The sequence below is a fragment of the Bradyrhizobium elkanii USDA 76 genome (assembly GCF_023278185.1).
GTDB classification, from domain to species: Bacteria; Pseudomonadota; Alphaproteobacteria; order Rhizobiales; family Xanthobacteraceae; genus Bradyrhizobium; species Bradyrhizobium elkanii.
The window spans coordinates 6,397,020-6,413,522 of sequence record NZ_CP066356.1 but is presented as its reverse complement, the minus strand read 5'-3'; the positions used below and the strand labels follow the sequence as shown (position 1 = coordinate 6,413,522).

Genomic DNA, 16,503 nt, shown 5'->3' with positions numbered 1-16,503 from the left:
TTCCTTCATGAGGCAAAGACGTGGATAGCCGGGACAAGCCCGGCCATGACAGCGTTGGTGGGTCAGCCCACCCGCCATTCCAGCATGCCGTCACCGGCGGTGACGATGTTGCCTCTAGTGCCGACCGGCGTACGATCCATGTCCTGCAGATAGGCCAGCGTCGCCGTGTCGCTCGCCGGGATGCGGCCGAGCGTGCGGCGGCCGTCCTCTGTGAGCAGCATGGTGACGCCGTGCTCGACCTCGCCGTTGGCGCGATAGATCACGGTGAAGGCCTCGACCTGGCCTTTTCCCACAGCCTCTGCGGTGAAGTCCGGCACGTTGCGCCTGTTGCGGTCGGCCTCCGCCTGCACGCTGGTGTCCTGCTTGAGCGCGACGTTCGGCGCCGCGCGCGACAACACGAGGCCATGATGCTTGGTGACGAAGCCGCCCTGGCCGTAGAGCAGGCCGAGCGTGCCGCCGCTGCGGAGCTTGCGCACCATCGCGCAGGCCGAGTGCGTCATGTAAGTGTTGAGCGGCGCGCCGAAGAACGTAAGCCCCCCCGTCACGGTCGGCTGCACGTCGGGCCCAAGGCCGAGCGTCCGGCGCGCCATCTTCGGCACACAGGGGAAGCAGCTGTAGAGCTCGATCGCGTCGAACTTTCTGCCGTCGCCGCCGACGAGATCCATCACCGCCTTCAGCACCGCGGTCTGCGCGTGGCTTTCGACGAACTGGTCGCGGATCAGGTAGTCGCGCGGCTCCTCCGCCGAGGCGCCGCCGAGCGGATAGATCAGTTTTTCCTCCGGCACGCCGGCCGCGCGCGCTTTCGCGAGGCTGGTCAGGATCAGCGCACCACCCATGTTCACCGTCGGGTTCGCCACCATCAGCTTTGTATACGGCCAGGCGATCATCCGGTTGTCGGGCGTGGCCGTGGTGATCTCGTCGCCGGTGAACGTCTTCTTCAGCCACGAGTTCGGATTGTCGGCGGCGACGCGCGCATAGGTCGACCACAACTCGCCGGATTCCTTCAGCGCCTCGCGCGGCGTCTGGCCCCAATGCGCCGATGTTGCAGACTCATAGAGCGGATAGACCGTGATCGGCCTGAACACGCCGAGCGCAACGGCCATCGGTTTCTGGAATGCGGCGCCGCGCTTCGGCTCTTCCACGTCATGAGCGAATGGCGTCCACGGCAGCTCGACGCCGGCACGCTGCGCCTTGGTCGCGGTCGACTGCGCCTCCGCGCCGCAGACCGCGGCAACGCTGCATTCGCCGCGCGCGATACGTTGCGCGGCCTCGTGCAGATACCGGATCGGGCTCTCGCCGCCGACCGGGCCGTAATAGAGATGCGCGGGCGCAATGCCGAGCCGCTGCGCCAGCTGCTTCTCGGGATCGCGGTAACGCCAGCTCAGGAAGTTGACGACGTCGAGCGACTGCACCTCGGACAGCAGCCTGGCGCCGCTATCCGCCTCGGCGCGCTTCAGCGCCTCCTCCAGCAAGGTGAGCGGCTCGAGGCCGGCGGCGATGTCCTTTGGGCGATCGACGATCTCGCCGACGCCGACGATGACGGGAATGCGGTCTTCGGGGATGTGAGATGTGGTCATTTCTTCTTGCTTCACTTTCTTTGGTACGCCGCCGCCCTTCGAGGCTCGCTGCGCTCGCACCTCCAGCGACAACGGCTTCGCCGTTGCGCGGGGGTGACGGCTACGGGCACGCCGTCATCCTGAGGTGCGAGCCCTGCGGCGCTTCAGCGCCGTAGGGCGAGCCTCGAAGGATGGGCCACGTACTCTACTCCGCCACCAGCGCGTTCATGTGCTCGACGGCCTCGATGAACTCTTCCTTGAACTCCTGCACCACGGCGCCGGCCGATTTGACGCTGTCGACCAGGCCGACGCCCTGGCCGACGAAATAGCTGACGAGGTCGCGGGCCTTCTCGTTGCCGGCCGCAGCCGAGCGGTCGATGGCGTTGAAGGCGTCGCGGCTGATGATGCTTTGCAGCGGCATCGGCAGCGCGCCGGGGCTCTCCGGCGAGCGGTCCCACGCGTCGGTCCAGACCGAGCGGAGCTGCCGCGCCGGCTTGCCGGTGCGGCCCTTCGAGCGCACCGCGTCACGCGAGGAGGCCGCGATCATCTTCGCGCGGAAGATCTCCGAGGTCTCCGATTCCACCGTGGCCAGCCACACCGAGCCGGTCCAGGCGCCGGCCGCACCCATTGCCATGCAGGCCGCCATCTGGCTGCCGGTCATGATGCCGCCGGCGGCGAGCACCGGCACGTCGCGGATCCTCTTGACCGCCTTGATCACCTCGGGCACCAGCACCATGGTCGACACCTCGCCGCAATGCCCGCCGGCCTCGGTGCCTTGCGCTACCAGGATATCGACACCGGCCGCAACCTGGCGCAGCGCGTGCTCCTTGGAGCCGACCAATGCCGCCACCGGCACACCATGCTTGCGGCCCATCTCGATCATCGCCTTCGGCGGCACGCCGAGCGCATTCGCGATCAGCCTGATCGGATGCCGGAACGAAACCTCGAGCAATTGCAGCGCGGTCTCGGCGTCGAACGGCTGCGGCTGGTTGTCGGCGACGTTGCGGCTGGTCAGCTCGATATCGTATTTCTTCAGCAGATTGCGGGTGAAGTCGCGATGCTCCTGCGAGACGCGCGCCTCGAGGCTCTTCCAGGTTACGTTTTTCTCGCCCGCGGTCGAGATGTTTTCAGGGATCAGCACGTCGATGCCATAGGGCTTGTCGTCGACATGCGCGTCGATCCACTTCAACTCCTGCTCCAGCGTCTCCGGCGAATGCGCCGTCGCGCCGAGCACGCCGAAGCCGCCGGCGCGGCTGACCGCCGCCACCACGTCGCGGCAATGGCTGAAGGCGAGCAGGGGGAAGTCTATCCCCAGCATGTCGCAGATCGGTGATTTCATGGACTGGTTCTCTCCCGGCGGCTGCTTCTTGTGCTTGTTGGCATCAGCCCCTGCAACGCTAGCGCATCACGGTCAGCGAAGCCAAGCGGGTTTCGGCCACGGCGATCTTGCGTGCAGGCGCTGCTTCGGCTGCATCCCTCGCCGTGCATTCCGCTGGATAGAAAATGCGATCGTGCGGGGTGGGCAAAGCGCAGCCTGCGCACCATCTAGTGCGGACATGGGATGGGCACGGCGGCCGCCGCGCCACCCGGCAAGAACATGAATCGGGAGCCAACGACGTGAATGACATTTCTGCCTACGAGCCGCCGAAGGTCTGGACCTGGAACAAGGAGAGCGGCGGGCGCTTCGCCAGCATCAACCGGCCGATCGCCGGTCCCACCCACGACAAGGAACTGCCGGTCGGCCGCCATCCGCTGCAACTCTACTCGCTGGCGACGCCGAACGGCGTCAAGGTCACCGTGATGCTGGAAGAGCTGCTGGCGGCGGGTCACAAGGGCGCGGAGTATGACGCCTGGCTGATCAAGATCGACGGCAACCAATTCGGCAGCGGCTTCGTCGCGGTCAATCCGAATTCGAAGATCCCGGCGCTGATGGACCGCAGCGGGAAGGAGCCGATCAGGGTGTTCGAGTCGGGCTCGATCCTGGTTTACCTCGCAGAAAAATTCGGTGCGTTCCTGCCGACCGACGTCAAGACCCGTGCCGAAACCTTCTCCTGGCTGTTCTGGCAGATGGGCGCCGCGCCCTATCTCGGCGGCGGCTTCGGGCATTTCTATGCCTATGCGCCGACCAAGATCGAATACGCCATCGACCGCTTCGCGATGGAGGTGAAGCGCCAGCTCGACGTGCTCGACCGCCGGCTCGCCAACAATGAGTATCTCGCGGGCGATGTCTACACCATCGCCGACATGGCGGTGTGGCCCTGGTACGGCAGCCTTGCCAAGGGCCTGCTCTATGGCGGCGGCGAATTCCTCTCGGTGCAGGACTACAAGAACGTGCAGCGCTGGACCGATGCGATCGCAGCAAGGCCGGCGGTGAAGCGCGGCCGGATGGTCAACCGCACTTGGGGCGAGCCGTCGAGCCAGCTCCACGAGCGCCACGAGGCCAGCGATTTCGAGACCAGGACGCAGGACAAGATCGAGCAGGCGGCATCGTAACGAAACGCGTCATGGCCGGGCTTGTCCCGGCCATGATGAAATGACACGCTTTGCCAACTCGCCCTGCGGTCAACCCAACAGATCGTCATACTCCGGATGCTTCTTCATGAAGCCCTGGATGAATTCGCATTTCACCACGAGCTTGATGCCCTGCGCGCGGACGGCGTAGAGTGTCGCGCGCGCGAGCTTGGAGCCGATGCCGCGGCCGCCGAGCTCCGCCGGCACCTCGGTGTGAACCAGCGTGATCGTGTCCGGCGTCTTGCGGTAGACCACGAAGGCGGTGGCACCGTCGACGGCGAGCTCGAACCGGCTCTGCGCTTCGTTGTCGCGGAATGTTTCGCTCATTGTCTTGTCCTTGTTATTTCGTCTTTGCGCCCTCAGCCGCGGGAAACACCACGCGGTCGTCGGTGCGGCAGTAGCGGTCGGCGAACATGCGGCCGATCGGGTGGTAGCGCTCCATGTAGACGCGCATCGCCTCGCGGTCCCACAACTCGTCGCGGATATGGAAATGGATGCCTTCGCCCATGATGAGCTGGCGGTCGCCATTGACGTCGATCAGCTTCCAGGTCTTGCACTCCATCGCGAACGGCGCATCCGCAAGCCGGGGCACCGCGATCCTGCTTGAGGGCGCGAGCTTCAATCCGAGATAATCGGGCTCGCCGATCTCGGGCGGGAAGTCGCCGCTCGTCTCGTGCATCGCGCGCGCCAGCGGCTCGTCGGTGAGGTTGACCACGAACTCGCCGAGGCGCTGGATGTTGACCAGGGTGTCCTTCTCGCGGCCGTCCGGCCTGCGGTTGACCGCGAACATGCAGAGCGGCGGATCCTCGCAGAACACGTTGAAGAACGAGAACGGCGCTGCGTTGACCACGCCGTCCGCGCCCTGGCTCGTCACCCAGGCGATCGGCCGCGGCAGCACGAAGGAGGTCAGCACCTTGTAACGTTCGCGCTGGGTGAGGTCGCTTGGGGAATATTCCATGGGATGTCCGGAAGTTCGTAGAGCAGGTTAGCGAAGGGTAACCGGCCGCGAGCGGACCGCAAAGCAAAAGGCGGGTTACGCTCGCGCGAACCCGCCTTGCAGACTTGCTTGTTTGTTCCTTGGAGCGCTCTTCCCTTACCTCGCCCCGCCTGCGGGGAGAGGTCGGATCGCATCGTCAGATGCGATCCGGGTGAGGGGATTCTCCGCGAGATGATCTCTCACCGTGCTTGCGGAGGCGGCCCCTCATCCCGACCTTCTCCCCGCACGCGGGGAGAAGGGGAAGATAGGCTACGGCATGCTCAGCTCGTGGCGGCCGACCACCATCCAGTGCACTTCGTCCGGACCGTCGGCGAAGCGGAGATGGCGGACGTCCTGGTACATTTCGCCGAGCGGCGACCACTGCGAGATGCCGGTGGCGCCGTGCATCTGGATCGCCTGGTCGATCACCTTGCAGGCGCGCTCGGGCACCATCGCCTTGACCATCGAGACCCAGACCCGGGCTTCCTTGTTGCCGAGCACGTCCATCGCCTTGGCCGCCTTCAGCACCATCAGCCGCATCGCCTCGATCTCGCAACGCGCCTGGGCGATGATCTGCATGTTGCCGCCGAGATGAGCAATCTTCTTGCCGAACGCCTCGCGCGTCAGGCCACGCTGCACCATCATGTCGAGCGCCTTCTCGGCCTTGCCGATGGTGCGCATGCAGTGATGGATGCGGCCCGGGCCGAGGCGGACCTGCGAGATCTCGAAGCCGCGGCCCTCGCCGAGCAGCATGTTCTCCTTCGGCACCTTGCAATTGTTGAAGCGCAGATGCATGTGGCCGCGCGGCGCATGGTCGTGGCCGAACACGTGCATGGGCCCGAGGATCTCGACGCCGGGGGTGTCGATCGGTACCAGGATCTGCGACTGCTGTTTGCTCGGCGCGGCGTCGGGATTGGTCTTCACCATCACGATCATGATCTTGCAGCGCGGATCGCCGGCGCCGGAGATGTAATACTTCTCGCCGTTGATCACCCACTCGTCGCCGACCAGCTTCGCGGTGGTCGAGATGTTCTTGGCGTCGGAGGAGGCGACGTTCGGCTCGGTCATCGCATAGGCCGAGCGGATCTCGCCGTTGAGCAGCGGCTTCAGCCACTTCTCCTTCTGCGCCTTGGTGCCGACGCGCTCCAGCACCTCCATGTTGCCGGTGTCAGGCGCCGAGCAGTTCATGGTCTCGGAGGCCAGCGGGCTCTTGCCGAGCTCGGCGGCGATGTAGGCGTAGTCGAGGTTGTTGAGGCCTTCGCCGGTTTCGGCATCGGGCAGGAAGAAGTTCCAGAGGCCGACTTCCTTGGCCTTGTCCTTGGCCTTCTGCAGGATCGCGAGCTGCTCGTCCGTGAAGCTCCAGCGGTTGGTCTTCTTCTCGCCGGCGCGATAGAACTCGACCGACATCGGGTCGACCGTGTCGCGGATGAACTGCTTCACATGATCGTAGAGCGGACGGACCTTGTCCGACATGCGCAGGTCATTGAGCTCGTCGCCCGGATTGAGCGTGTAGTTCGTGGTGCGCGGCACATAGGCATGTTTCACTGTCTTTTCTCCCTCGCGAAGGCGCGTTTCGCGGCGGACAATAGACGCGTGCGACGCCAAGCGCGAGCACCGATTTTTCCGATCACCTCTGCCGCATCGCGGAATTTCGCGACGACGTTTCAAACGTTGTTTGAACGCCCTCTCTCCGCACGCTCGTCATGGCCGGGCTTGTCCCGGCCATCCACGTCTTTCTTGTGTGTAGAGATCGAGACGTGGATGCCCGGCACAAGGCCGGGCATGACGAAGTGAAAACGCCGGGGGCCGGATCGTCAGACCATCCGGTGCATCGCGCAGATCTTGTTGCCGTCGAGGTCGCGCAGATAGGCGAGGTAGAGCTTGATGCCGCCTCCTTCCCGCACGCCCGGCGGGTCCTCGCAGCTCTTGCCGCCATTGGCGACGCCGGCCGCGTGCCAGGCTTCGACCTGTTCCGGCGAAGAACAGGCAAAGCCGATCGTACCGCCATTGGCATGCGTCGCCGGTTCTCCGTTGATCGGCTTGGAAACCATGAAAATGCCGGCCTTGGTGAGGTACATAATGCGGTGACCGTCGACCCGGGCCGGCCGGACCTCGAGCGTGCCAAGCAGCGCATCATAGAACGTCTTGGCCTTGTCCAGATCGTTGGTGCCAACCATCACGTGTGAAAACATCTGAAATATCCTCCCTGCTTGTTAAAAGCCGCCTCATTGCGTCCCTTGCGGCTCAAACGCTAGCAGCAGTTTTGCCGCGACGGAAGCGACGCGGCGTCGCGCGTTGTTCTACCCGTCACTCTCCGGCCGTCATTCCGCGCCACGCAACTGCGCCGCGAGGGTGCGGATGTATGACTCAACCTCGCGCCACATATTCAGCGTCGTCCCGGCGAAGGCCGGGACCGATAACCACCGATGTCATTTGTGATGCGATGCTGGTACGACGAGTCCCGTTCACAACATCCGCCGCGGCGTATGGGTCCCGGCCTTCGCCGGGACGACGGCGTTGATGCGGCAACAGCCGGGCTAGAACGCCGTGTACCCGCCGTCGATCACAAAGCAATCCGCCGTATGATAGGACGACGCCTTGCTCATGATGTAGACGGCGATGCCGCCGAAATCGCTCGGCTCTCCGAAGCGGCGCAGGGGGATGCGCGGCATCACATTGGCGACGAACTTGTCGTTGGCCATGATGCCCGCGGTCATGTCGCTCTTGATCCAGCCGGGCAGGATCGCGTTCGCGGTGACGCCATGGCGCGCGAGCTCGACGCCGAGCGCGCGGCACAGCGCGTTCAGCGCCGCCTTGGTGCCGGCATAGTGCTCGTTGCGCGCAGTGCCGAACAGCGAGGCGAGGCTCGAGGTCGCAACCAGCCGGCCGAACTTGTCGCCGGCCTCGGCGCGGTCGGTCATGTGGCGTGCCGCCGCCTGGAATACGTGAAACACGCCGTCGAGATTGGTCGCGAACATCTTGCGCCATTCCTCCTCGGTGCGGTCGATGAAGGCTCTTCGTCCGCCGCCGCCGATGCCGGCATTGGCGAAGCAGCCGTCGACGCGGCCGAAGGTGTCGAGGGTTGCCTTCATCGCGGTCTTGACCGAGCCGGGATCGCTGACGTCGCAGAATTGCGTCGCGACCTTGCCCGGGCCGGCCTTCATCGAGGCCGCGGCGTTGGCGTTTTTTTCCGCGTTGCGGCCCCAGATCGAGACGTTGCAGCCGGCGGCGTTCAGCGCCTGCGCGATGCCGAGGCCGATGCCGCCATTGCCGCCGGTGATGACAGCGACGCGGCCGGTGAGATCGAAGATGCCACTCATTGGGGTTTCCATTTGGTTTGGTGCGCGCTAATCACGCGTTCACGGATGGGCTTGCCGCCGACCATGGACAAGCCCGGCACAAAAATCAAATATGGGTCGAAGCGTCGACCTACCGCGGTACCAACCGTCGAAACAACGTAAAGAGGAAACCATGCAGTTCAAACATGTCACGCTCGACTTCGACGGATCGGTCGCGATCCTCAGGCTCGACCACCAGGAAGTCATGAACGCGGTCTCGATCGATATGCTGGGCGGGCTTGCCGAGGCGCTCGATGCGATCGACGACAAGCGCGACGAGGTGCGCTGCCTGGTGATCACGGGCGCGGGCCGCGCCTTCTGCACCGGCGCCAATCTGCAGGGCCGCAACCAGCAGAAGCCCGGCAAGAGCAATGCCGGCGCGGCGCTGGAGACCGCGTTCCATCCGTTCCTGCGCCGGTTGCGTAAGCTGCACTGTCCGATCGTGACGGCGGTGAACGGTCCGGCCGCCGGCGCCGGAATGAGCTTCGCGCTGATGGGCGACCTCATCCTGTGCGCGCGGTCGTCCTATTTCCTGCAGGCGTTCCGCCGCATCGGCCTGGTGCCGGATTGCGGCTCGACCTGGCTGTTGCCGCGGCTGATCGGCAAGGCGCGCTCGGTCGAGCTGTCGCTGCTCGGCGAGCGGCTGCCGGCCGAGAAGGCGCTGGAGTGGGGCCTCGTCAACCGCGTCTATGACGACGCCGCGCTGATGGAAGAAACCATGAAGCTCGCGCACGATCTCGCCAACGGCCCGACGGTGGCGTTGTCGCTGATCCGCAAGCTCTATTGGGACAGCCCGGAAAATACCCTCGAGGATCAGCTCAATCTGGAATTCGAGTCGCAACGCCTTGCCGGCAGCGCCGAGGATTTCAAGGAAGGTGTCACCGCGTTCCTCGAGAAGCGGCCGGCGAAGTTCAAAGGCAAATGATCGAGACCGAGCTCACCCGCTGCGTCGCCTCGTTTCATCCTGGTGCTACCGGTGTCACCGGTGCCGCAAAGCTCTCCGGCGGCGCCAGCCAGGAGACCTGGACGTTCGACATCGTGCACCCGAACGGCACTATCGGCGCGATCCTGCGCCGCGCGCCGCCGGGTTACGGTGCCGCGCCGGGCCGCGCCGCCGGCCTCGATGCCGAGGCGACGCTGATGCAGCTCGCGCATGACGCGGGCCTGCCGTCGCCGAAGGTCATGCATGTCTTGAGGCCGGAGGACGGCCTTGGCCGCGGCTTCATCATGGCGCGGGTCGAAGGCGAGACCATCGCGCGAAAAATTTTGCGCGACGAGGAATTTGCCGGCGCGCGGCCGATCCTCGCCCGCCAGCTCGGCCGCGTCATCGCCGGCATCCATGGTCTGCCGCAGGCCAAACTGCCGAAGCTGCGCAGCCTGACCGCGACCAAGGAGATCGAGGATCTCTCCCGCGAGTATCACAGCTTCGACTGGCCGCGGCCGGTGTTCGAGCTGGCGCTGCGCTGGCTGCGCGATCACGATCCCGGTCCCTCATCCGAGACGACGCTGGTGCATGGCGATTTCCGCCACGGCAATCTGATCATCGGTCCCGACGGGGTGCGCGCGGTGCTCGACTGGGAGCTCGCGCATACCGGCGATCCGATGGAGGACCTGGGGTGGATCTGTGTCAACTCGTGGCGCTTCGGCGAGATCGACAAGCCGGTCGGCGGCTTCGGCACACGCGAAGATCTGTTCGCGGGCTATGCAGAAGCCGGCCGCAAGGCCGACCCCGACCGCGTGATGTTCTGGGAAGTGATGGGCACGCTGCGCTGGGGCGTGATGTGCTGTGGCATGATGCAGCGCTTCCGAAGCGGCCCGGATCACTCGATGGAGCGCGCGATGATCGGACGGCGTGCGTCGGAGACCGAGATCGATCTGCTTAGGCTACTCGCACCGAGAGGTCGTTGAGATGCAGGACGAACCGACACCCGCGGAGCTGATCAAGGCCGTCGCCGATTTCCTGCGCAGCGAGATCGCGCCCGCGATCAAGGGACACAACGGCTTCAAGCTGCGCGTCGGCATCAACGCGCTCGACCTTGTGACGCGGCAGCTCGCGTTCGCCGAGGCCGGCGATGCGGTCGAAGCCGCGCGGCTGAAGCAATTGCTGGACATCGACGGGACGCTGATGGAGCTGAACCGCGCGCTGTCGGAGAAGATCGCAGGTGGCGCGGTCGATCTGAACACGCCGGGCCTATCGGAGCATCTCTGGCAGACCACGATGGACAAGCTCGCCGTCGATCAGCCGAACTACGCGTCTTATAAGAGGGAACTCGGAAAGTAGGGCGGGTGGGACGAAGCGATACCCATCGCGACGCGCGTCACTGGGCCTCGCTGCGCTCCAACAAGCTTGCCGTCGTCCCGGCCTAGTGCGCAATTGCGCACGGGGGCCGGGACCCATAACCCCAAATCTCACTTGTGGTGCGATGCTGGGCCACAGCCTTTCATCCACAATTCACATAGGTGGTGATGGGTCCCGGCCTTCGCCGGGACGACGAGGGGAGACAGCGATGCGCTCACTCCCCCGCCATTGAGGTGCGGACGAAGTCTTTACCGCCCGAGCCACTTCGGCGGCCGCTTCTCCGAAAACGCCTTCGGTCCCTCGATGTAATCCTGCGAGGCGGCCATCGCCTTCACCGCCGGATAGTCGCGCTGCTCGGTCATGGCCTGCTCGAGCGAGACTTCGAGGCCCTTCTGGATCGCCTGCTTCGAGGCGCGGATCGACATCGGCGAGTTCTTGGTGATGGTCTCGGCCCAGCGCTCGGCGGCTGCCAGCGCCTCTCCCTGCGGCACCACCTCGTTGACGAAGCCAAGCTCGAGGCCTTCCTTGGCGCTGACATGGCGCGCGGTCAGGATCATGCCCATGGCGCGCTTCAGCCCGATCTGGCGCGGCAGCCGCTGCAGGCCGCCGGCAAGCGCGGCAAGGCCGACGCGCGGCTCGGGTAGGGCGAAGGTCGCATTCTCCGCGGCAATGATCAGGTCGCAGGCCAATGCGACCTCGAACCCGCCGCCCATCGCGACGCCGTTGACGGCGGCGATGATCGGCTTGTCGCAGTCGAAGCGGGTGGTGAGGCCGGCAAAGCCGCCCTTGTCCCAGCCGCGCTTGCCGCCGGCGGCCTGCCATTTCAGGTCGTTGCCGGCGCAGAACGCCTTGTCGCCGGCGCCGGTCACGATCGCGACCCACTGCTCGGGATCGGCGGAGAAGTCGTCGAACACCTTGTTGAGCTCGAAATGCGCGTCGATATGCAGCGCGTTGTAAACTTCGGGCCGCGACAGCGTCACGATGGTGATGGGACCCTTGCGCGTCACCTTGGAGAATTTCAGATCCATGTTTGCTCCCGTCGATTTTCTGCGGCGAAGAATATTGCTCGTATCCTAGCGCCTGCATGGCGTTCCGTGCCATCCAATTGCGCAAGGCGACCGCGCGTGCAAGCCTCGCTCGCCTGCTTGACTTGGCGACAGGCTTCTCACCTTAATCGATCCGAACGTGGATGCGCGACAGCGTCTAGACGCAAAATCAGAATCAACAATATTTCCGGGAGAGACCGCCTTGGATTTCAACCTGCCGGCTGACCTGACAGCCTATCTCGCCGAGCTCGATCGTTTCATCGAACGCGAGATCAAGCCTCTGGAAGAGGCTGATGACAACATCCGCTTCTTCGACCATCGCCGTGAATGGGCGCGCACCGATTTCGACAAGGGTGGCTTGCCGCGCCATGACTGGGAGCTGCTGCTGCGCAAGGCCAAGAACCTGGCCGATGCGGCCGGCCACCTGCGCTTCGCGATTCCGAAGCGTTACGGCGGCAAGGACGGCTCCAATCTCTGGATGGCCGTGATCCGCGAACATTTTGCCTCGAAAGGTCTCGGCTTGCACAACGACCTGCAGAACGAGCACTCGATCGTCGGCAATCTGCCGATCGTCACCATGCTCGACCGCTACGGAACCGACGAGCAGAAGGCGATGATCGACGGCTCCATCACCGGCAAGTACCGCATCACGTTTGGTCTGACCGAGCCCGAGCATGGTTCCGACGCCACGCATATGGACACCAAAGCGGTTCAGGCCACGCGTGACAACGTCAAGGGCTGGATCATCAACGGCGAGAAGATGTGGACCACGGGCATGCATGTCGCGACGCACTGCGCGCTGTTTGCCCGCACCTCCGGCAATGACGGCGACGCCCGCGGCATCACCTGTTTCCTTGTGCCGGCGAAATCCGCGGGGGTGAAGGTCGAGGAGTATATGTGGACCTTCAACATGCCGACCGACCATCCGCGGGTCAGCTTCACCGACGTATTCGTGCCAGAGGATGCGCAGTTCGGCGAGGTCGGACGCGGCCTGTCGCTGGCGCAATGCTTCGTGCACGAGAACCGCATCCGCCAGGCGGCGAGCTCGCTCGGCGCTGCGGTCTACTGCATCAATGAGAGCGTGAAATATGCCCGCGAGCGCAAGCCGTTCGGCAAGGCGCTGGCCGAGAACCAGGCGATCCAGTGGCCGCTGGTCGAGCTCGCGACCCAGGCCGAGATGCTGCGGCTATTGATCCGCAAGACCGCCTGGGAGATGGATCAACTGACCCAGGCGCAGGTCGAGCACACGCTGTCGGATCGGGTCTCGATGTGCAATTTCTGGGCAAACCGTCTGTGCTGCGAAGCCGCCGACCGCGCGATGCAGGTACATGGCGGCATGGGCTATTCGCGCCACAAGCCGTTCGAGCACATTTATCGCCACCATCGCCGCTACCGCATCACCGAAGGCAGCGAGGAGATCCAGAAGCGCAAGGTAGCGGGCTTCCTGTTCGGCTACATGGGAGCCGGCAAGCACTAACGCAGAGGAGGCGGCATGAACATGGAAGGTGGATGCACCTGCAGGAATGTCCGCTACCGTCTGACCGGCAGGCCGCTGATCGTGCACGCCTGCCACTGCACCTGGTGCCAGCGCGAGACCGGTACCGCGCACGCGCTCAACGCGATGTACGAGGCCGAGCGGGTCGAGCACATCGCGGCCGAGCCCGAGATCGTCGACACACCGTCGGCGAGCGGCAAGGGGCAGAAAATCGCGCGCTGCCCCATCTGCAAGGTCGCGGTGTGGAGCAATTATCCGGGCGCGGGACCGGCGGTGCGCTTCGTCCGCGTCGGCACGCTGGACGATCCGAGCCAGTGCCCGCCTGATGTCCACATCTTCACGTCATCGAAGCAGCCTTGGGTGACGCTCCCGCGGGGCGCCAAGGTGTTCGCCGAGTATTATGATCGGCGAGAGGTCTGGCCGAAAGAGGCGCAGGAGCGCTGGCGCGTCTTGCGGGAGAAGATGAAGGCGTGATGCGTATCTCCCTCCATCGTCGTCCCGGCCTTCGCCGGGACGACAGGAGGCTAATTCACCTGCCGATCCTTGCCCGCCCAGTACGGTTCACGCAGGCTCCGCCGCAGGATCTTGCCCGACGGATTGCGCGGCAGCGCCGGGATGAAGTCGACCGATTTCGGCGTCTTGTAGCCGGCGATCCGCTCGCGCGTGAAGTTGATGATGTCGGTCGCGGTCGCAGTTTTTCCCGGCTTCATCACCACCACCGCCTTCACCGCCTCGCCCCATTTGTCGTCGGGAATGCCGATGACAGCGGCTTCCGCCACGTCGGGGTGGTCGCACAGCGCGCTCTCGACCTCGGCCGGATAGATGTTCTCGCCGCCGGAGATGATCATGTCCTTGATGCGGTCGTGGATGTAGAGGTAGCCGTCACTGTCCATGTAGCCGGCATCGCCGGTGCGCAGCCAGCCGTCGCTGTCGATCGTGCGCGCGGTGGCCTCGGGCAGATTCCAGTAGCCGGCCATGTTGGAGCCGGAGCGGGTCGCGATCTCGCCGACTTCGCCCGGCGGCAGCGGCTTGCCGTCCGCGTCGAGGATCGCAAGCTCGATGCCGGGCAACGCCTTGCCGGCCGAGCGCATGCGGTCGAGCCCTTCGATATGGTCCTCCGGCGGCAGCGCGACGATGGTGCCGGTGGTCTCGGTCATGCCGTACATCTGCACGAAGCCGCATTTGAAGACCTCGATGCACTCCTTCAGCAGCGCCGCCGGAATCGGGGAGGCGCCATAGAGCATGTATTTCAGGCGGGAGAAGTCGACCTGACGTGCGCGCGGCTGCCGCACCACGAACTGCATCGCCGCCGGCACCATGAACAGCTTTGTGATGCCGGACTGCTCGAAGAAGTCGAGCACCTTGGTCGGATCGAACTCGCGCGCGATCACGCCGCGGGCGCCGTGATAGAGCCCCATCACGCCCCAGCCGGAGCCACCGATGTGAAAGATCGGCATCGCGACCAGCGAGACGTCGTCGGTGGTCCAGCGGTTCCATTCCGGCTTCTCGGCCTCGTTGCCGCTCTGCACGAGGTTGAGGAAATTGGCGTGCGACAGCATCGCGCCCTTCGGCTTGCCCGTCGTGCCGGAGGTGTAGAGCTGGATCGCGATGTCCTTTGGCTCGATCGCAACCCGCGGGTCGTCGCCGCTTTGTGCGTCGCGCCAGGCGACGAAGTCGGGCCATTCCGGCGCGCCGCCCTCGGTCGTGATGATGGTGCGAACGCCGGGCAGCTTGTCGCTGATGTTGCGCGCCTGCGTGATGAATTCGGGGCCGACGAACAGGACGGGGGCCTTGCAGTCGTCGACGATGAAGGCGACCTCGGGGCCTGCAAGGCGCCAGTTCACCGGCGCCATCACCACGCCGGCTTTCATCGCGCCCATCAACAGCTCGAAATAGAAATCGCTGTTCTTGCCGAGATAGGCGATGCGCTGGCCCTTCTTGACGCCCATCGCGATCAGCGCATTGGCGACGCGGTTGGTCTTGACGTCGAACTCGGCGAAGCTGGTTTGCCGACCCTCGAATTCATAGGCCAGCGCATTGCCGCGGCTTTTGGCGCGGTCGCGCACCATGTCGGCAAGATTGGTCAGTTTCGGCGCGTCGGACATGTTTCCCCCGTGACGTCTTGTTTTGGTTGCGCGGAGTGTGGCGGGATCCGGCGGCAAAGACAATACGGAGCAAGCGGCCGCGCTGTTTCAGCATCGTCGTCCCGGCGAAGGAAGGGACCCATAACCACGAATCTGAATGTGGCGCGACGCTGGGGCCGCAGCGAGCTCAACAACGAGCAGCGATGGTTATGGATCCTGGCCTTCGCCAGGACGACAGCGGTGATTGCGGCACGCGCGCGGGCCTCAACCTCGCGCCGCGCGGTCCTTCTCGTTCTGGGCCTTGATCGACTCGCGCGCCTTGGTCCAGTCGTCATCGCTCCAGTCGCGCAGCTGGTAGAAATTGCCGCCCATCGCCAGCGCCTGCGCGCCGTCCATGGCGATGGTCTCGCCATTGATCCAGTCGCAGCCGCCGGAGATCAGGAACACCGCGAGGTTCTGCAATTCCTCCATGGTGCCGACGCGGCCCATCGGGTTCATTGCCTTGGTGCGCGCACCGGCCTCATCGCCGGGCTTGATGCGCTTGCTCATGCCTTCGGTGGGGATCTCGCCGGGCGCGATGGTGTTGAGGCGGATGCCGTGACGGCCCCATTCGATGGCAAGCGACATGGTCATGGCGTGGATCGCCGACTTGCTCATCGCCGATGGCACCACATAGGGCGAGCCGTTGCGCACCCAGGTCACGGTGATCGACACCACGTTGCCGCGATGCCCGCCGGCGATCCAGCGCCGGCCCACCGCGTGCGTCACATAAAAGGTGCCGTGCATCACGATGTTGGCGACCGCATCGAAGCCGCGCGGCGACAATTCTTCCGAGCGCGAGATGAAATTGCCGGCGGCGTTGTTGATGAGATCGGTGAGCGGGCCGCTGGTGGTCCAGATCGCCTCGATCATCTCGTCGACCGCCATGGCATTGCGGATATCGACGCCGTGGCTGACCACGCGCCCGCCATGCTCGGCCATCAGTTCGGTTGCGGTCTCGTCGCAGACGCTCTTGCGGCGGCCGCAGATATGCACCTCGGCCCCGAGCTGGAGGAACCGCGAGGCCATGGACTTGCCGAGGCCGGTGCCACCACCGGTTACCAGTATGCGCCGCCCGGCAAGAAGCTGATCAGAGAACATCGTTTCCTCCACGGGGGTTGTCAGTTAATTGGTCGATTGACTAAAAGCGGACAACGGC

16 protein-coding genes are annotated in these 16,503 nt (G+C 64.9%); 6 read left to right on the top strand and 10 right to left on the bottom strand.

From position 1 onward, the window contains the following. Positions 1-62 precede the first annotated feature (62 nt). Together JEY66_RS30900 and JEY66_RS30895 are read right to left on the bottom strand one after the other, a co-directional pair. Positions 63-1,577, bottom strand: coding sequence for an acetyl-CoA acetyltransferase (locus JEY66_RS30900; RefSeq protein ID WP_069276196.1), 1,515 nt, complete (start codon positions 1,575-1,577; stop codon positions 63-65). A gap of 184 nt (positions 1,578-1,761) precedes the next feature. Further along, entirely contained in the window at positions 1,762-2,895 is a 1,134-nt protein-coding gene (locus tag JEY66_RS30895; protein WP_018270535.1) for a nitronate monooxygenase, read from the bottom strand. A gap of 278 nt (positions 2,896-3,173) precedes the next feature. Between JEY66_RS30895 and yghU the strand changes: the two genes are divergently transcribed. Continuing rightward, complete coding sequence (gene yghU, locus JEY66_RS30890; protein ID WP_018270536.1) at positions 3,174-4,049, top strand: glutathione-dependent disulfide-bond oxidoreductase; 876 nt, start codon at positions 3,174-3,176, stop codon at positions 4,047-4,049. Positions 4,050-4,118: 69 nt separating this feature from the next. Here the strand turns inward: yghU and JEY66_RS30885 are convergent, their stop codons facing one another. The 5 genes from JEY66_RS30885 to JEY66_RS30865 all read right to left on the bottom strand — a co-directional run bounded on the left by JEY66_RS30885 (position 4,119) and on the right by JEY66_RS30865 (position 8,363). Beyond that, a complete protein-coding gene (locus JEY66_RS30885) occupies positions 4,119-4,394 on the bottom strand; it encodes a GNAT family N-acetyltransferase (protein ID WP_018270537.1) in 276 nt (91 codons plus the stop codon). A 13-nt stretch (positions 4,395-4,407) separates the two neighbouring features. Next, positions 4,408-5,025, bottom strand: a complete 618-nt coding sequence (locus JEY66_RS30880) for a flavin reductase family protein (RefSeq protein ID WP_018270538.1) — start codon at positions 5,023-5,025, stop codon at positions 4,408-4,410. A 288-nt stretch (positions 5,026-5,313) separates the two neighbouring features. Next, positions 5,314-6,588, bottom strand: a complete 1,275-nt coding sequence (locus tag JEY66_RS30875) for an acyl-CoA dehydrogenase family protein (protein WP_018270539.1) — start codon at positions 6,586-6,588, stop codon at positions 5,314-5,316. 269 nt (positions 6,589-6,857) lie between these two features. Beyond that, positions 6,858-7,235: a VOC family protein gene (locus JEY66_RS30870; RefSeq protein ID WP_026192489.1), complete on the bottom strand. Its 378-nt coding sequence runs from the start codon at positions 7,233-7,235 to the stop codon at positions 6,858-6,860. A gap of 345 nt (positions 7,236-7,580) precedes the next feature. After that, positions 7,581-8,363 (bottom strand): SDR family NAD(P)-dependent oxidoreductase, encoded by a 783-nt coding sequence (locus JEY66_RS30865; protein WP_016845858.1) that lies wholly within the window; start codon positions 8,361-8,363, stop codon positions 7,581-7,583. Positions 8,364-8,514: 151 nt separating this feature from the next. Between JEY66_RS30865 and JEY66_RS30860 the strand changes: the two genes are divergently transcribed. Genes JEY66_RS30860 through JEY66_RS30850 form a run of 3 tightly spaced genes read left to right on the top strand, consistent with a single transcriptional unit; the run spans position 8,515 to position 10,662 of the window. After that, positions 8,515-9,306: an enoyl-CoA hydratase/isomerase gene (locus JEY66_RS30860; RefSeq protein WP_018270541.1), complete on the top strand. Its 792-nt coding sequence runs from the start codon at positions 8,515-8,517 to the stop codon at positions 9,304-9,306. After that, positions 9,303-10,289 carry a phosphotransferase family protein gene (locus JEY66_RS30855; protein WP_018270542.1) on the top strand — a complete coding sequence of 329 codons (987 nt, stop codon included), beginning with the start codon at positions 9,303-9,305 and terminating at the stop codon, positions 10,287-10,289. Before JEY66_RS30860 ends, JEY66_RS30855 begins: the two co-directional genes overlap by 4 nt. A 1-nt stretch (position 10,290) precedes the next feature. Further along, a complete protein-coding gene (locus JEY66_RS30850) occupies positions 10,291-10,662 on the top strand; it encodes a DUF6285 domain-containing protein (protein WP_018270543.1) in 372 nt (123 codons plus the stop codon). Positions 10,663-10,928: 266 nt separating this feature from the next. Here the strand turns inward: JEY66_RS30850 and JEY66_RS30845 are convergent, their stop codons facing one another. Then, positions 10,929-11,708, bottom strand: a complete 780-nt coding sequence (locus JEY66_RS30845) for an enoyl-CoA hydratase-related protein (RefSeq protein WP_018270544.1) — start codon at positions 11,706-11,708, stop codon at positions 10,929-10,931. 220 nt (positions 11,709-11,928) lie between these two features. Here JEY66_RS30845 and JEY66_RS30840 point away from each other — a divergent pair, with 220 nt between their 5' ends. Together JEY66_RS30840 and JEY66_RS30835 are read left to right on the top strand one after the other, a co-directional pair. After that, positions 11,929-13,203 carry an acyl-CoA dehydrogenase family protein gene (locus JEY66_RS30840; RefSeq protein ID WP_018270545.1) on the top strand — a complete coding sequence of 425 codons (1,275 nt, stop codon included), beginning with the start codon at positions 11,929-11,931 and terminating at the stop codon, positions 13,201-13,203. Between the two features lie 15 nt (positions 13,204-13,218). After that, positions 13,219-13,695 carry a GFA family protein gene (locus JEY66_RS30835; RefSeq protein WP_018270546.1) on the top strand — a complete coding sequence of 159 codons (477 nt, stop codon included), beginning with the start codon at positions 13,219-13,221 and terminating at the stop codon, positions 13,693-13,695. A gap of 50 nt (positions 13,696-13,745) precedes the next feature. Here JEY66_RS30835 and JEY66_RS30830 read toward each other — a convergent pair whose 3' ends face one another. Then, complete coding sequence (locus tag JEY66_RS30830) at positions 13,746-15,326, bottom strand: fatty acid--CoA ligase (RefSeq protein WP_018270547.1); 1,581 nt, start codon at positions 15,324-15,326, stop codon at positions 13,746-13,748. Positions 15,327-15,569: 243 nt separating this feature from the next. Next, complete coding sequence (locus JEY66_RS30825) at positions 15,570-16,445, bottom strand: SDR family oxidoreductase (protein WP_018270548.1); 876 nt, start codon at positions 16,443-16,445, stop codon at positions 15,570-15,572. Positions 16,446-16,503 lie beyond the last annotated feature (58 nt).

Coding starts and splice junctions, on each gene's coding strand:
- JEY66_RS30900 (WP_069276196.1), bottom strand. CDS start 1,577: ATGACCACATCTCACATCCCCGAAGACCGCATTCCCGTCATCGTCGGC.
- JEY66_RS30895 (WP_018270535.1), bottom strand. CDS start 2,895: ATGAAATCACCGATCTGCGACATGCTGGGGATAGACTTCCCCCTGCTC.
- JEY66_RS30885 (WP_018270537.1), bottom strand. CDS start 4,394: ATGAGCGAAACATTCCGCGACAACGAAGCGCAGAGCCGGTTCGAGCTC.
- JEY66_RS30880 (WP_018270538.1), bottom strand. CDS start 5,025: ATGGAATATTCCCCAAGCGACCTCACCCAGCGCGAACGTTACAAGGTG.
- JEY66_RS30870 (WP_026192489.1), bottom strand. CDS start 7,235: ATGTTTTCACACGTGATGGTTGGCACCAACGATCTGGACAAGGCCAAG.
- JEY66_RS30865 (WP_016845858.1), bottom strand. CDS start 8,363: ATGAGTGGCATCTTCGATCTCACCGGCCGCGTCGCTGTCATCACCGGC.
- JEY66_RS30860 (WP_018270541.1), top strand. CDS start 8,515: ATGCAGTTCAAACATGTCACGCTCGACTTCGACGGATCGGTCGCGATC.
- JEY66_RS30855 (WP_018270542.1), top strand. CDS start 9,303: ATGATCGAGACCGAGCTCACCCGCTGCGTCGCCTCGTTTCATCCTGGT.
- JEY66_RS30850 (WP_018270543.1), top strand. CDS start 10,291: ATGCAGGACGAACCGACACCCGCGGAGCTGATCAAGGCCGTCGCCGAT.
- JEY66_RS30845 (WP_018270544.1), bottom strand. CDS start 11,708: ATGGATCTGAAATTCTCCAAGGTGACGCGCAAGGGTCCCATCACCATC.
- JEY66_RS30835 (WP_018270546.1), top strand. CDS start 13,219: ATGAACATGGAAGGTGGATGCACCTGCAGGAATGTCCGCTACCGTCTG.
- JEY66_RS30830 (WP_018270547.1), bottom strand. CDS start 15,326: ATGTCCGACGCGCCGAAACTGACCAATCTTGCCGACATGGTGCGCGAC.
- JEY66_RS30825 (WP_018270548.1), bottom strand. CDS start 16,445: ATGTTCTCTGATCAGCTTCTTGCCGGGCGGCGCATACTGGTAACCGGT.